The sequence below is a fragment of the Actinacidiphila sp. bgisy160 genome (assembly GCF_057707815.1).
The window spans coordinates 37,336-52,038 of sequence record NZ_JBYIQW010000013.1; the positions used below are offsets into that span (position 1 = coordinate 37,336).

A 14,703-nucleotide genomic window follows, 5' to 3' on the forward strand; every position below is an offset into this window, starting at 1 on the left:
TGATCTCATGGAAGCGAAGCAGTGGAGCGTTCAGATCTACATCACCGAGCACGGTGACGAGACGCACGCCCGTGCCGTCCTGACGACCCGGGACACCTCGAACGTCGCCGGCACGGGTGTGGCTCGACGTACGTCTGCCGACGCCGTCCCAGAGATCGGTGACGAACTCGCCGCCGGCCGGGCCCTGGAGGACCTGGGCCGCCGGGTGCAGGCCGCGGCCGCCGACGACGCACGTGGCGGCTCGGCCCAGTGGCAGGCCCGGCAAGGTGCCACGGCCGAGGGCGGATAGCGCTCGGCCGACGGCCCCTCTGGCGCCCTTCCCGCCAGGGCGCTTGCGGACGGCCGCGTGCTGCTGGGACTACGAAGCGACGCGGACGCCGAGGCGGCCGCTTTCACCTTCGACGAGGCCCGACGCCGCCATGTCCCGCTGGCGGTGCTGCGCGCCTGGACCTACCGGCCGGTCCACCGCCAGGCCCGGTCATCCGGCCGGGGCGGCGACGGGCTTCGCCGAGCGCGCACGCGCCGAGCAGGCCGTGCCGGTCAACGCGGTGGCCCAGTCGCGCGCGGAAAACCGCGAGGTGGCTGCGGACATCGAGACGGTGTGCGACGGCGCGGCACGTGCGCTGGTCGCGGCGACCGGGGACGCCGGTCTCATCGTGGCGGCCGCGCACCGCCGCCCCGGCAGGATCGGCATGCGGCTGGGGCCGGTCACCGACGCCCTACCGCACCACGCCCGTTGCCCAGTGGCGGTCGTCCCCGTTCGGGTACCCGGACGGTGATGGGGGCCAGGCCGGGCCCCCGTCCGCTCGCCGCGTCGGGGCGTGAGCCGGCCTCGAGGGTGGTGCAATGGCCCGCGAGGAGGCGACAATGCACGATCGTTCGGATGCGGTGGTCATCGGGGTGGGAAACGTGTTCCGGAGGGACGACGGCGTCGGCTGGGCCCTCGTCGAGGCGCTGCGCGGTCACTCCGCCGGGGTCCGCTTGCCGAGGGGGACGGTGCTGCGGGAGTCGGCCGGGGACCCCGCGCAGCTCATCGACCTGTGGGAGGAGGCCGGTCGGGCGGTCGTCGTCGACGCCTGCTTCCCCTCCGCCGCCTGTCCCGGGCGTGTCCACCGCTGGTGCCCGTCGCCCGGCGAGGTACCGTCGCCCGAGGATGGACGGCACAGCACACACGGACTCGGCCTCGTCCATGCCCTCCGACTCGCCGACGCCCTGGGTCGTCTTCCCGCCAGCCTGGTGGTGTACGCCGTCGAGGGGGCCGACCGGTCACTGGGGAGAGGACTCACCCCTGCGGTCGCGGGCGCCGTCCGGCCCTTGGCGGAACGCGTCGCGCGGGAGCTCGCGTCAGACCCGGCCGACCGACAGGGGCCGTAAGGGCGAAACCCCGCGCGGCAACGTCGTGGTCCGGCCCCGAACGCGGTGACCCCGTGGTGCAGTGGAGCCCGGCGACTGCTCCGAGCCACCCTGCCGGCCAGGAGCGCGGAGGCTGAGGAATGACATGACGCACTCGGGAGACACCGGAGCGGTCACCCACGAGCCGGCCGAGGCCGTGCTGGACCGGGACGGCCTCGAGGCACTGGTGCGGGTGCTCCGACAGCGTGGGCGGACCGTGGTCGGTCCCACGGTGAGGGACGGCGCCATCGTCCTGGCCGAGTTGGAGTCCGCAGCGGAACTGCCGCACGGCTGGGGGGTCGAACTGGAGGCGGGCCGGTACCGGATCCGCAGGCGTGCGGACACCGCTGCTTTCGCGCACAGCGCGGGTCCTCAGTCCTGGAAGTCGTTTCTGCACCCGGAGCGGGTACGCCAGTGGAGCGCGGACCGTGGTCCCGACGAGGAGCTGACCGTACGGGAGGAGAAGCCTGACCCCGTCTCCTACGCGTTCCTCGGAGTCCGTCCCTGCGACCTGCGGGCGATCCGGATCCTGGACCGTGTGCTGACCGGGGGCCGCCACCGCGATCCCGTCTACGGTGCGCGCCGTACCGGGGCCTTCCTCATCGCGGTGGAGTGCACCGAGCCCGGTGCCACGTGTTTCTGCGTCTCCATGGGCGCGGGGCCCGCCGTCGACGGGGGCTACGACCTCGCGCTGACCGAAGTGCTGGACGCCGACGGCCACCGCCTGCTGTGCCGCAGCGGAAGCGCGGAAGGCGCCGCCGTGCTCGCCGAACTCCCCCGGCGCCCCTCTGACGACGCGACAAGGCGCTCCGCCGCGGCCGCGGTTGGCGGCGCCGCCCAGCGCATGGGCAGGAGCATGCCCGCGGTGGACCTGCGCGTCCTGATGCGCGACAACCTGGAGGCCGACCGCTGGGACGATGTCACCTCCCGCTGCCTGAGCTGCGGCAACTGCACCATGGTCTGCCCCACCTGCTTCTGCACGACCACCGAGGACGTCTCGGACATCACCGGTGACCACGCCGAGCGGTGGCGACGCTGGGACTCCTGCTACGACCTGGACTTCTCGGCCTTGCACGGCGTCCCCGTGCGCGCATCGGCGCGCAGCCGCTACCGGCAGTGGCTGACCCACAAACTCGGAACCTGGCACGACCAGTTCGGCAGCTCCGGCTGCGTGGGCTGCGGCAGGTGCATCGTCTGGTGCCCCACCGGAATCGACCTCACGGTCGAAGCGCGCGCCCTGCACGAGGAGGCCACGGCCGAGGAGAACCCCCGGTGACCGCGCAAGCCGGCCCCACGCAGCCCAAGGGCATCCTCGCCGCCCTCGCGGCCGAGCACCGGGACCGGCTCATGCCCCTCGCCGAGGAGGTGGCCTTCCCGGCAGGCGCGCGGATCTTCGAGGAGGACGAGCCGGCGGACCGCTTCTGGATCATCCGCACCGGCAGCGTCGCACTGGACGTGCAGCACCCGGGCCGCGGCCGGGACGTCATCGAAACCCTCGACAGCGGATCACTTCTCGGCTGGTCGTGGCTGTGCCCGCCCCGCCGGTGGCATCTCGGAGCCGAGACCCGGGAGGCCGTCACGGCTTGGCAGTTCGACGCCGTGGCCGTCCGCGGACTGTGCGCCGAGCAACCGGCTCTCGGACTGGCGCTGGTCACCCTGGTCGCCCAGACGATCGGGCACCGGCTGCGCGCGACCCGCGACCGGCTGCTCGACCTGTACGGCCCGCGGGGAAGCGGGCCGGCGGCATGAGCGACGTCGTCCCCCTGCCCTACCGCGTCGTCGGCCGGCGTCGAGAAACCTCCGACACGGTCACCGTCGAACTGGCACCGGTCACGCAGGTGCTCGCGCCCTTCGCTCCCGGCCAGTTCGCCATGGTCCATGCCTTCGCCGTGGGTGAGATCCCCGTCTCGGTGTCACGCATGACCGAAGGAGGACGCCTCGGGCTCACCATCCGGTCCGTAGGGGCGGTGTCCGCGGCGCTGTGCCGTGCCACCGTGGGAGCGACGGTCGGTGTCCGCGGACCCTTCGGCACCGGCTGGCACACGACGGCCGCGCTCGGACACGACCTGCTCCTCGTGGCCGGGGGGATCGGCCTGGCCCCGCTGCGCCCGCTGGTCCACACCGTCCTGGCCCGCCGGCGGGCGTACGGCCGGCTGAACGTCCTGGTGGGTGCCCGGACCCCGGAGGATCTGCTGTACCAGGACGAACTCCCTGACTGGCGGCAGCCTTTCGCAGCGGTCACCGTCGACCGGCCCACTCCGGACTGGAGAGGGCGGGTCGGCGTCGTCACCGGACTGCTCGGCGAGGCCCCGTTCACGCCGCAGGACACCGCGGCCTTCGTCTGCGGCCCCGAGGTCATGATCCGCGCCACCGCCCGCCGGCTGATCCACCTCGGCGTACGGCCCGACCGCGTACAGATCTCCCTGGAGCGGAACATGCGATGCGCGACCGGTCACTGCGGTCATTGCCAACTCGGCCCCCTGCTGCTCTGCCGTGACGGCCCCGTCGTCCGCTACGACCTGGCCCGACCGCTGCTGGCCGTACGGGAGCTGTGACATGACCCCCTCCACCACCCCCGGGAGGACCTCCCGCCCACGACTGGGAGTGTTCAAGTTCGCGTCCTGTGACGGCTGTCAGCTGACGCTCCTGGACTGCGAGGACGAACTGCTCTGCCTGGCCGACGAGATGGAGATCGCTCACTTCCTGGAGGCCTCCGGCGACGTTGCACCCGGACCGTACGACCTCGCACTGGTCGAAGGATCGGTGAGCACCCCCGAGGACGCGGCCCGCATCCGGCGTGTCCGCGCCGAATCACGTCATCTCGTCACCATCGGCGCCTGCGCCACCGCGGGCGGCGTCCAAGCGCTGCGGAACTACGCGGACGCCACGGAGTACCTGGCAGCGGTCTACGCCCGCCCCGACTACATCGCCACCCTCGCCACCTCCACCCCGATCTCCGCTCATGTGAGGGTCGACTTCGAGTTGCGCGGCTGCCCCATCGACCGTGGCCAGCTGCTCGAGGTCATCACCGCCTTCCTCTCCGGCCGCAAGCCGGACACCCCTGACCACAGCGTGTGCTTCTCGTGCAAGCGGCGTGGCGCGGTGTGCGTCGTCGTCGCCCACGGCACGCCCTGTCTGGGTCCCGCCACCCACGCCGGCTGCGGTGCCCTCTGCCCGGCCTACGGGCGTGGCTGCTACGGGTGCTTCGGGCCCGCGGGCACGACGAACCTTCCCGCGCTCATCCCGCTCCTGCGGCGCGACGGCCTGAGCGACGAGGACACCGGACGCCTCCTGCACACCTTCAATGTCACCGCGTTCGCAAGGGTCCAGCAGGAGGACCCACGATGAACGTGAGCGACGCCGGCGACGAGTCACGCATCCTGCGGCTTCCCGCGATCGCACGCGTCGAAGGCCAGGCAGCCCTGCGCCTTCTGCTCCGCGGGGGCACGGTCGCCCAAGCCCGACTCGCGGTCTACGAACCGCCACGGTTCTTCGAGGCCTTCCTGCGGGGCCGCGCGTACACCGAGCCACCCGACCTCACCTCCCGCATCTGCGGGATCTGTCCCGTCGCCTACCAGCTGACGGCATGCAGGGCCGTCGAGGACGCGTGCGGGGTGGCCGTGGACGGCCAACTGGCCGCGCTCAGACGTCTGCTCTACTGCGGCGAGTGGATCGAGAGCCAGACCCTGCACATCCATCTCCTGCACGCCCCGGACTTCCTCGGCCATGACGACGTGATCGGCCTGGCCCGCGACCACCGGCTGCACGTCGAGCGCGGCCTGCGGCTGAAGCAGACCGGCAACGCCGTGATGGAGTTGCTCGGCGGCCGCTCGATCCATCCCGTCAACGTCCGGCTCGGCGGTTTCCACCGCACCCCCACGCGTGCCGAACTCCGGCCCCTGGCGGAAAGGCTGCGGGTCGCCCTCGACGACGCCTGGGACACCGTTCGATGGGTGGCCGGCTTCGACTTCCCGGACGCCGAGTGCCATGCCGATCTGTTCGCCCTCGCCGAGACCCACACCTACGCCATCGAGTCCGGTGTGCCCACCGTCATGCGCGCCGGTGGGACGGCGACGTGCGGCCTCCCCGTCTGCGACTTCCGCGCCCACGTCACCGAGGAACAGGTTCCGCACTCCACAGCGCTCCACTCACGGCTGGACGGCCGCCGGCACCTCACCGGGTCATTGGCCCGCTACGCCGTGAGCGGCCACCTCCTGTCACCCCTGGCCCTCCAGGCAGCCCGGGAGGCCGGGCTGGCCGAACCCCCTCGGCTCACCGGGGCAGGACCTCGCCCCAACCCCTACCGCAGCATCATCGTGCGCGCCGTGGAGGTCCTGTACGCGGCGCAGGAAGCCCTGCGCATCATCGACGACTATGAGCCGCCTCCCCGGCCGTACATCGACGTACCGCCCCGGGCCGGGGTGGGGCACGGCGCCACCGAAGCGCCTCGCGGACTGCTGTACCACCACTACGCCATCGACGGCCAAGGCCGTGTCACCGACGCGTGCATTGTTCCGCCGACCGCCCAGAACCAGGGGGCCATCGAGGACGACCTTCGCCGCCTCGTCCAACAGGAACTGGAACGAGGCCCCGCGTCCGACGAGGCACTGGCCCAGCTGTGCGAGCGCATCATCCGCAACCACGACCCGTGCATCTCTTGTTCGGCCCACTTCCTGGATGTGGACATCTCTCGCGTTGCCGGGGCGTGAGAGGAATCGGGCACCCCATCGCGGGTGCGGCGAACTTCGACCGGTCCGGGCCTGCCCGGGCACGAGGCAGCACCTCCGCGTGCGCTCCGGGCGAGGCCCCCGCCGCACAGCCCACAGGCGGCGGGGGCCTCCCTCATTTCCCGGACGGCCTGCGGGCGTATGTGGAGGGACCCACAGGGCCGCACTTCCAGGGTGCGCGCCCGCCGGCTGGAGCGCGCGTCAAGAAGGCTCGCCGGCCCCTGTGAGACAGCGCCGAAGCCGACTCCTGACCGGGGACGACGCAGGCCAGCTGTGCCCTGGCCTGACCACCGCCGCGGGCTGCCGCCAGGTGCCCGGCGATGAGGGTGAGGTCGGAGCCGGCCCCGCCCCATGGGCGGATTCGAGTCCGGAGCGGGGCCGCACTTTCAGGGTGCGCCTGCCAGGGATCCAAGGCGCGCCGGGCGAAAGAACGCGGAGGACCGCCTGTGATCCTCCGTCGCCCCCGCTGACGTCCGGCGCCTTCGGTTCGGTGGCATCGGCAGGAACCAGCGGCGCACCCACTGCCCGCGCCGGCGGGGCGTGCGGAGCGGGGTTCATCGGTCCGGCAGGTCGAGCAGCCGGAAGCGGCCCGGTGGGACGGACCATGTCCGGCCGCCGAGCCGGACCCGGACCGGTGCTGCGTCGGAGGTGGGGACGGCTATGCCGAGGTGGTCGGCGTCGACGTGGATCCGTACGCCCCAGTGGCCGCGGTAGCGGATGTTGAAAGCGAAGCGTGACAGCTGCGGCAGCGGCGCCGGCTCGAGCCACAGGGCGTCCTCGCGGGCTTCCAGACCGGTCAGGCCGCGCTGGACGAGGTCGAGGGTGCCGGCCATGGCACCCAGGTGGATGCCTTCCTCGGTGGTGCCGCCCTGGATGTCGGTGACATCGCCGATCAGTGCTTCCTGCGCATACGACCAAGCGTCGGCCCGGTGGGCCCGGGCCAGCACCCAGCCGTGCACCACTCCGCTGAGGGTGGATCCGTGGCTGGTGCGCCGCAGGTAGTAGTCGACCGTGGACCGCCAGGTGCCGTCGTCGAGCTCGTACCCCAGCCGTTCGAACAGGCCGCGCAGTTCGGCGGGCGGGAAGAGGTAGCCCAGCATGAGCACGTCGGCCTGTTTGGACGCCTGGTAGCGGTTGACCGAGTCCCCCTCGGCCTCCAGGATCCGGTCCAGTCGGCGGATGTCCCCGTATCGCGCCCGGTATCCCGCCCAGTCCAGTTCCTCCAGCTCGTCGTAGCCGGCGAACTGGCTGATCACACCGGCGTGACGGGGAACGTACAGCTTCCTCGAGATGTCCTCCCAGCGGTCGGTCTCCCCCACGCCCAGGCACGTGCGCTCGCGCAGTTCCTCGCGGCGCGGGGCGGGCAGGACGCGCCACAGGTGCAGGGCGCGGGTGAGCACCCAGGCGGCGGTGACGTTGGTGTAGGTGTTGTCGTCGATGCCGGGCGTGGTGGAGCCGGGGTAGGCGTCGTGGTACTCGTCGGGCCCGACGATGCCGCGGATGCGGTAGCGGCCGGTGCCCTCGCACTGCGCCTCCCAGCTGGCGGAAGAGGCCCAGAAGCGGGCGATCTGCAGCAGCATCTCGGCGCCCTTGGTGTACAGGAACTCCGTGTCGCCGGTGGCCTGCCCGTACCGCCAGATGTTGTAGGCCACGGCGGAGCCGACGTGGTGCTGGAGCCGGGTGTGGTCGGGCAGCCACCGTCCTGAACTCGGGTTGAGGTGGAGGAGCTGGGTCTCCTCACGTCCGTCGCTGCCGCTCTGCCACGGATACATCGCCCCGGCGCGGCCGGCGCGTGTCGCTGCCCGGCACGCCTCGTCCAGGCGGCGGTGGCGGTACTCCAGCAGGGACCGGGACACCTCGGGGAAGTGCAGGTCGAGATAGGGCAGGACGAACAGCTCGTCCCAGAAGACGTGACCGCGGTAGGCCTCGCCGTGCAGGCCCCTGGCGGGCACGCCCACGTCCAGCTCCGCGGTGTGCGGGGAGAGGGTCTGCAGGACGTGGAAGGTGTGCAGCCGCAGGACCCGCCCGGCTTCGCCCGGGACGTCCAGGCCGGCGCGGCGCCAGAGTTGCTCCCAGGCGGCGGCGTGCGTGGCCAGGAGGCCGGCGAAGTCGGGGGCTCGTTCGACGCGGTCGAGTGCGGCGTGCAGCGGGTCGCTGATCGCCGGGTCCCGGGAGGTGTGCAGGGCGACGGTCTTCTCGACGACGGCCGGGCGGTCCGGAGCGACCGGGACGGTCAGCCGGTGGACCACCGTGCGCTCCCCCGCGTCCAGTGAACCGGCCGGCCGCGGATGAGAGGTGGCGTGCGTCCGGGCGGCAAGCGCGATGCGGATGTCGGAGGCGGTGGTACGGCACCGCAGCCAGACCGTGTCCGGTTCCGAGGTACCGGTGTGCATCCGGGTGAGGTGACGGCCGTTGAGGTCCCGGTAGCGGGCGACACCCGCGTTGCTGACGTCGCCGTCGAGCGCGGACTCCACCTCCAGGTCCGCGGACCAGCCGCCCTCCGCGCGGAAGACGGTGCGCAGTGCGGCGAGGTGCGGGTCGTGCATGTGCACGAGCCGGGTCTGCTCGACGGCGAGGATCCGGCCGCGCGGGTCCCGCAACCGGAACGTCCTGGTCAAGGTGGCGCGTCGGAAGTCGAGATCCTGCCGGTGCTCCAGCAGCGAGCCGTCGTCGGGGGTGAACCACGCCCCGCCGTCACCGAGCCTGAACCGCAGGGGCAGCCAGTTGGGCAGGTTGACCATGTCCTCGTTGCGGACTTTCCGTCCGGCGACGGTGGAAGGGAGCCGGTTGTAGCAGCCGGCGGCATAGGTACCGGGGTAGTGATGGGGGCCGGCGGTGGTCTCCGGGGCGGCGCCGCGGGTGGCGAAGTAGCCGTTCCCCAGGGTGCACAGCGCCTCGCGCAGCCGCTCCTCGGCGGGGTCGTACCCCTCGTACGACCATGTCCACTCCCCCATCGTCACCCCTTCCGGGACCCGGTTGCCGGGCAACGTCCGCTGCACGGCGTTTTTGGCGCCGCAGGTGGTTCGGCAGGCCCTTCGCCACGGTCTTCCGCGGACGCACCTGCCGCCCCGGGGGCGGGGCAGGTGCATAGGCGCCGAGTCAGCTGGGTTGCGGAACGACGGCCACCGGACACGGCGCGTGGTGGAGCATCGCATGGTTGACCGGGCCGAGCTGGAGACCGAACGGGTTGTTGCGGCGGCGGGCACCGACGACCAGCAGATCCGCGTTGTCCAGTGTCGCCAGCAGGATCTTTCGGGCGTGGCCCTCGCCCGCGCACCGCCGGTAGCGAACGCCGGGGCGAGCGGTCGCGGCGGCGCGCAGGGCCTGGTCGAGGTGTTCTTCGGCGCCGCGCTGGTGTGCCTTGACGGCCTCGTCCTCGTAACCGGTCCATTCGGCGCCCTCGCCCGGCGGTATTCGCCACGCGTGGACGGCCCGCACCCCGCAGCCACGCAGCTCGGCCTCGCGGAAAGCGAATTCCACCGCCGCTGAGGAGTTGTCGTCCGGCCCCACGCCGAGCACGATCCAGCGTTCACCGTCACCGGTGCCGCTTTCGTCGCGATCGCCCCTCACCACGACCACCGGACATTCCGCACGGCCGGCCAGGGTCAGGCCGACCGAACCCAGCAGCAGGCCCGCCATGCCGCCGCGGCCGCGATGGCCCACCACCACGGCGGTGGCGTGGGTTCCCTCGCGCAGCAGCGCGTACTGAGTGTCCTCGGCGAGGACCTCGGCCGAGACCTCCAGGCCCGGCCGGCGCAAGCGGGCCCGCTCCTCCGCGGAGCTCGCGATGTGCTGGGCGAGGATCTCTCCTTCCGGAGGTTCCCGGGTGAAGGAGGGCGCCCGTCCCTCGTACCGCTCCCACAGGGAGGCGTACACGATCCGCAGCGGCACTCCCCGCACGACGGCCTCGTCCGCGGCCCAGTCGACTGCCTTCAGGGAGGCGTCCGATCCGTCGGTGCCCACGACCAGGGGAAGCGTCATGGCCTCCACCGCCTCTCGATGTTGCGGCTGCTGTATGGACGACACTGCCGAGTGGACCCACGTGCGCGCATGGGCCGATCGGCCCGACCGGAGGGACGCCTGGCCGTGGCGGTGGCCCCACCGGCCCATGCGAGTCACAGTGGAATCAACCGACAGTGAGACCGGACGAGGCGAAGCTCGCCGGCGGCGGGCATGGCCCTGAGACAACCGTGCAGGAGGCGGGGACGATGTACCACCGCAACGTCGGCGATCTGATGACCAAGGCGGTCGTATCGATACGGCCGGACACGCCGTTCAAGGAGATCGCGAAGCTGCTCGCCGAGCGCGACGTCACCGCCGTCCCCGTCGTGGACGAAGGGAACCGGCCGGTGGGCGTGGTGTCCGAGGCGGACCTGCTGCGCAAGGAAGCGGGGCAGCCGGACCCGGCCGGCCTGCTGCCCGCCCGGCACCCGCGGCCGGGCGAGCGTTCCCGTATCGCCGCCACCACCGCGGAGGGGCTGATGAGCAGCCCGCCGGTCGTCGCGCGGCCCGAGTGGTCCGTGGTCGAGGCGGCCCGGATCATGGAGCACCGCGGGGTGAAGCGACTGCCCGTGGTCGACGAGACGGGCCGGCTGGTGGGCGTAGTGAGTCGCGCCGACCTGCTGCGGGTCTTCTTGCGCAGGGACAGCGCCATCCGCGAGGAGATCACCGGTGATCTGCTGGTGAGGACGCTCGGACTCGCCCCGGGCGCCGTCACCGTTCAGGTGGTCGACGGGAAGGTGTCGCTTGAGGGCGTGGTGGACCGTCGCAGCCTCGTGCCGGTGGTCACGGAGCTGTGCCGCGGCGTGGACGGCGTCGTCGACGTCGAGGCGCGCCTGGGCTACAAGGCCGACGACACCGTCCGGCAGGCCCCCGCGCACCGGTGACCCGCCGGGCCGTGGTGAGAGCGGTCCGGTTGGCCCCATGCCCTCGACCTTCACAGCGACCTCGCCGGCGCTCTGGCCCTCTCCCGGCCTTGTCGCTGCGTGACGGGACGAGACACCGTCTTGACGCCCCTTTCCTTCAGCCGCCAGTCGATAAGGGCCCAACGGCCCCAGGCCGGGCCCCGGCCGACCCCTGGGAGTACCTCGGCGGCCGCCCGATGGTGGAGGTGAGCCAAGGAGAGGGGAACAGTGATGACGGACACGGCGCTGTGCCACCTGCAGCCGGCCCATGCTCTGCTGGCGGACGGCAGGACCGTGGAGATCCGGGCCGCCGGGCCGGACGACCACGACCGGGTGCAGGATCTGTACGCGCGCATGTCGGCGGAGAACCTGCGGCTGCGGTTCTTCTGCGTGGGGCGACGTTCCGGGCAGCTCGCCGCCGACCGTCTCCGTGATCCGGCCCGGCCGGGCCGGCTGACGCTTCTCGCGCTTCTCGGCGACCGGCTGGTCGGTGTCGCCGAGTACGCCACCGGACAGGACCCCGAGGCGGCCGACGTGGCGCTGGCCGTGGCCGACGACGTCCACCACACCGGCATCGGGACCCTGCTGCTGGAACACCTGGTGCACGCGGCCCGCTCCGAGGGCATCAAGGTGTTCGACGCCGACGCTCTCGCGGACAACCGCGCCGTGCTCAAGGTCTTCGCCGATCTGGGGCTGCGGACCGCCCGCCACTTCGACGGCCCCGACGTGCACTGCACCATCCGCCTCGACCCCGACGAGCGGTACCTCGCGGCCTGCGACGAGCGGGGCCGCGGCGCCGACACCGCGAGCATGCGGCCGCTGCTGCGCCCGCGGTCGGTGGTGGTCATCGGGGCCGGCACCAGACCGTCATCGGTCGGGCGGGCAGTGGTGCGCAACCTGCGCCGCGGCGGCTTCACCGGCCCGCTGTACGTGGTCAACCCGCACGCCGACGCCATTGAGAACGTCCCCGCGTACCCGTCCGTGACCGAGCTGCCGCGGGTTCCCGAGCTGGCGGTGCTCGCCGTCCCGGCCGCGGCGGTACCCGAGGTGGCACGGCAGTGCGGTGCCACGGGGGTGCGCGCGCTGGTCGTCGTCACCTCGGGGCTGGACGCGGGCCAGGCCGGGGCGCTCCTGGACGCCTGCCGCCGGCACGGCATGCGCCTGGTGGGCCCGAACTGCCTGGGCATCGCCAACACCGCCGACGACGTACGGCTGGAGGCCACCTTCGCCGCGCACCGGCCGCTGCCGGGTACAGCCGGGGTGGCCGTGCAGTCGGGCGGGGTGGGTATCGCCCTGCTCGGCGGGCTGACCAGGCTCGGCATCGGCGTCTCGGAGTTCGTCTCGCTCGGCGACAAGTGCGACGTCAGCGGCAACGACCTGCTGCAGTGGTGGGAGAGCGACGGCCGCACCGACATGGCACTGCTGCACCTGGAGTCCTTCGGCAACCCGCGTGCCTTCTCCCGCACCGCCCGCCGGGTGGCGCGCGTCATGCCCGTGCTGACCGTCGACGCGGGACGTTCCGAGGCCGGACGGCGTGCCGCGGCCTCGCACACGGCGGCCGCCGCGACACCGACGATGACCCGGCAGGCGCTCTTCATCCAGGCGGGCGTCATCGCGACGCGTACGATCGGCGAACTCCTGGAGACCGCCGCGCTGCTGCACTCCCAGCCCCTCCCGGCCGGTACCCGCGTCGCCGTGGTGTCCAACGCGGGCGGCGCCGGGGTGCTGGCGGCCGACGCCTGCCAGGAGGCCGGGCTCACGGTGCCGGTGCTGCCGGACGCCGTGACCCGGGACCTGCTCGCGCTTCTGCCCAGGGGTGCCAGTGCCGCCAACCCCGTGGACACGACCGCCGCGGTGAGTGAGAGCGCGCTGCGCGCCTGTGTGGACCGACTCGCCCGCCACCCGTCCGTGGACGCCGTCCTGCTGACCCTGGTGCCCACCGCCCTCGCGGCGGCGACCGGCGACGACCCGGTGCGGGCCCTCACCCACGGCGGCCCCGACCAGCGGTCCACGACTGTGGCCGCGGTCCTGCTCGACCAGCCCGAGGGCGTACGCCTGCTGCGCACCTCCGGTGGCGGGGCGGTACCGGCCTACAACGATCCGCGGGCCGCGGCGCAGGCCCTGGCCCACGCGGCGACGCGGGCCCGCCGACTGGCTCGGCCGCCGGGCACCGTCCCCGCCCTGACGGGCACCGACCCGGCCGCCGCGCGGGTCCTGGTGGAGGCCTTCCTCGCGGAACACCCCGAAGGGGGCTGGCTCGACCCGCGCGCCTGCGGCGAGCTCCTCGACTGCTACGGCATCAACCGCGTACCGCAGGCCATGGCGGCGGACGAACAGGCGGCCGTGGACGCGGCGGAGCGGCTCGCCGGACCAGGCGAGCGGGTGGTGCTCAAGGCCCAGTGGCCGGGGCTGGTGCACAAGAGCGAGCACGGAGCGGTCCTGCTCGATCTCCAGGGCGAGGAGCAGGTCCGGGCTGGGTACCGCGAGCTGGCCCGACGTTTCGGCGAAGTGCTGACGGGCGTGCTGGTGCAGCCGATGGCGGCCCGCGGCACCGAATGGTTCGCGGGCCTCGTACAGGACGAGGTGTTCGGACCGCTGGTCCTGTTCGGGCTCGGCGGCACGGCCACCGAGGTGCTGGCCGACCACGCGGCGCGCCTGGCCCCGCTCACCGACCTGGACGTCCACGACCTGATCACCGCCCCTCGGTGTGCGCCGCTGCTGTTCGGTCACCGCGGTGGCGCGGCGGCCGACCTGCAGGGGCTGGAGCAACTGCTGCTGCGGCTGTCGGCGATGGCGTCCGGCCTGCCGCAGCTCGCCGAAGCCGACCTCAATCCCGTCGTCGCGCGCCCGGACGGTGTGGAGGCCCTCGATGTCCGCATCCGCGTGCTCCCACGGCACGCCCATGACCCGTACCTGCGCCGGCTGCGGTGAGACCGCCGCGGCAAGGAGGAGAGGACGATGAAGCACCGCAAGACCGGGCACGTGATGACGGCGGACGTCGTCAGCGTCCGCGAGGGAGCCCCGTTCAAGGACGTCGTGGCGTTGCTCGCACGGCACCGGATCAGCGGTCTGCCCGTGGTCGACGACGACGAGAAGGTCCTCGGGGTCGTCTCCGAGACGGATCTGATGCTGCGGCAGGCATCCCAGGAGGACGGTCCCCGGCGGCGCCTGCCGACGCTGTCGGCCGCCGCCCGGAGGAAGGCCGCCCGGGCGCGCGCTCGGACAGCGGGGCAGCTGATGTCGACTCCGGCTGTCACCGTACGGGCGGGGGAAACCGTCGCGGTCGCGGCGCGCACCATGGCGGAACACCGCGTCAACCGCCTGCCGGTGGTCGACGAGGAGGACCGTCTCGTCGGCATCGTCACCCGCGGCGACCTGCTCCAGGTCTTCCTTCGCCCGGATCCCGACATCCGTGCCGAGATCGTCGACGAGGTCGTCGTCCGCGCGCTGTGGCTCGCCCCGCGCGCGATCGGGGTGAGCGTCCACCATGGGGTGGTCAGCCTCGAGGGCCGATTGGAGCGCCGCACCGAGGTCGCGCTGGCCGAGGCCATGACCCGCCAGGTCGACGGCGTGGTCGCCGTGGTCAACCGGCTCACCTACCGGCTCGACGACACTCACCAGCGACCCGTGGAACCCACGGTCCACGGGGTCGCCGACGACCGGCTGCGCAGTGTGTGAGG

At 72.8% G+C, this 14,703-nt stretch carries 13 protein-coding genes; 11 read left to right on the plus strand and 2 right to left on the minus strand.

The window, feature by feature from the left end; translation table 11 throughout:
• Window positions 1-7: 7 nt before the first annotated feature.
• The 8 genes from AC3EUJ_RS13730 to AC3EUJ_RS13765 all read left to right on the plus strand — a co-directional run bounded on the left by AC3EUJ_RS13730 (window position 8) and on the right by AC3EUJ_RS13765 (window position 6,101).
• Window positions 8-289 (plus strand): dsRBD fold-containing protein, encoded by a 282-nt coding sequence (locus AC3EUJ_RS13730; RefSeq protein ID WP_431961447.1) that lies wholly within the window; start codon window positions 8-10, stop codon window positions 287-289.
• Between the two features lie 130 nt (window positions 290-419).
• Window positions 420-779, plus strand: a complete 360-nt coding sequence (locus AC3EUJ_RS13735) for a universal stress protein (RefSeq protein ID WP_431961448.1) — start codon at window positions 420-422, stop codon at window positions 777-779.
• Between the two features lie 88 nt (window positions 780-867).
• Window positions 868-1,374 (plus strand): hydrogenase maturation protease, encoded by a 507-nt coding sequence (locus AC3EUJ_RS13740; RefSeq protein ID WP_431961449.1) that lies wholly within the window; start codon window positions 868-870, stop codon window positions 1,372-1,374.
• A gap of 124 nt (window positions 1,375-1,498) precedes the next feature.
• Window positions 1,499-2,668 carry a 4Fe-4S dicluster domain-containing protein gene (locus tag AC3EUJ_RS13745; protein ID WP_431961450.1) on the plus strand — a complete coding sequence of 390 codons (1,170 nt, stop codon included), beginning with the start codon at window positions 1,499-1,501 and terminating at the stop codon, window positions 2,666-2,668.
• Window positions 2,665-3,141 carry a cyclic nucleotide-binding domain-containing protein gene (locus AC3EUJ_RS13750; protein ID WP_431961451.1) on the plus strand — a complete coding sequence of 159 codons (477 nt, stop codon included), beginning with the start codon at window positions 2,665-2,667 and terminating at the stop codon, window positions 3,139-3,141. The genes AC3EUJ_RS13745 and AC3EUJ_RS13750 overlap by 4 nt, the downstream gene beginning before the upstream one ends.
• Window positions 3,138-3,947 carry an FAD/NAD(P)-binding protein gene (locus tag AC3EUJ_RS13755; protein WP_431961452.1) on the plus strand — a complete coding sequence of 270 codons (810 nt, stop codon included), beginning with the start codon at window positions 3,138-3,140 and terminating at the stop codon, window positions 3,945-3,947. Before AC3EUJ_RS13750 ends, AC3EUJ_RS13755 begins: the two co-directional genes overlap by 4 nt.
• A gap of 1 nt (window position 3,948) precedes the next feature.
• Complete coding sequence (locus AC3EUJ_RS13760; RefSeq protein WP_431961453.1) at window positions 3,949-4,740, plus strand: NADH-quinone oxidoreductase subunit B family protein; 792 nt, start codon at window positions 3,949-3,951, stop codon at window positions 4,738-4,740.
• On the plus strand, window positions 4,737-6,101 hold the full coding sequence (locus AC3EUJ_RS13765) for a Ni/Fe hydrogenase subunit alpha (protein ID WP_431961454.1): 1,365 nt from the start codon (window positions 4,737-4,739) through the stop codon (window positions 6,099-6,101). The genes AC3EUJ_RS13760 and AC3EUJ_RS13765 overlap by 4 nt, the downstream gene beginning before the upstream one ends.
• A gap of 572 nt (window positions 6,102-6,673) precedes the next feature.
• Here AC3EUJ_RS13765 and AC3EUJ_RS13770 read toward each other — a convergent pair.
• Window positions 6,674-9,073: a glycoside hydrolase family 65 protein gene (locus AC3EUJ_RS13770; protein ID WP_431961455.1), complete on the minus strand. Its 2,400-nt coding sequence runs from the start codon at window positions 9,071-9,073 to the stop codon at window positions 6,674-6,676.
• Between the two features lie 145 nt (window positions 9,074-9,218).
• Window positions 9,219-10,100 (minus strand): universal stress protein, encoded by an 882-nt coding sequence (locus tag AC3EUJ_RS13775; protein WP_431961456.1) that lies wholly within the window; start codon window positions 10,098-10,100, stop codon window positions 9,219-9,221.
• 227 nt (window positions 10,101-10,327) lie between these two features.
• On the opposite strand from AC3EUJ_RS13775, the gene AC3EUJ_RS13780 reads away from it, so the two are divergent.
• The 3 genes from AC3EUJ_RS13780 (at window position 10,328) to AC3EUJ_RS13790 (ending at window position 14,701) form a co-directional block, all read left to right on the plus strand.
• Window positions 10,328-11,005, plus strand: a complete 678-nt coding sequence (locus AC3EUJ_RS13780) for a CBS domain-containing protein (protein ID WP_431961457.1) — start codon at window positions 10,328-10,330, stop codon at window positions 11,003-11,005.
• A 249-nt stretch (window positions 11,006-11,254) separates the two neighbouring features.
• Window positions 11,255-13,954, plus strand: a complete 2,700-nt coding sequence (locus AC3EUJ_RS13785) for a bifunctional acetate--CoA ligase family protein/GNAT family N-acetyltransferase (RefSeq protein ID WP_431961458.1) — start codon at window positions 11,255-11,257, stop codon at window positions 13,952-13,954.
• A gap of 27 nt (window positions 13,955-13,981) precedes the next feature.
• Window positions 13,982-14,701 carry a CBS domain-containing protein gene (locus tag AC3EUJ_RS13790; protein WP_431961459.1) on the plus strand — a complete coding sequence of 240 codons (720 nt, stop codon included), beginning with the start codon at window positions 13,982-13,984 and terminating at the stop codon, window positions 14,699-14,701.
• The last annotated feature ends 2 nt before the right edge of the window (window positions 14,702-14,703 follow it).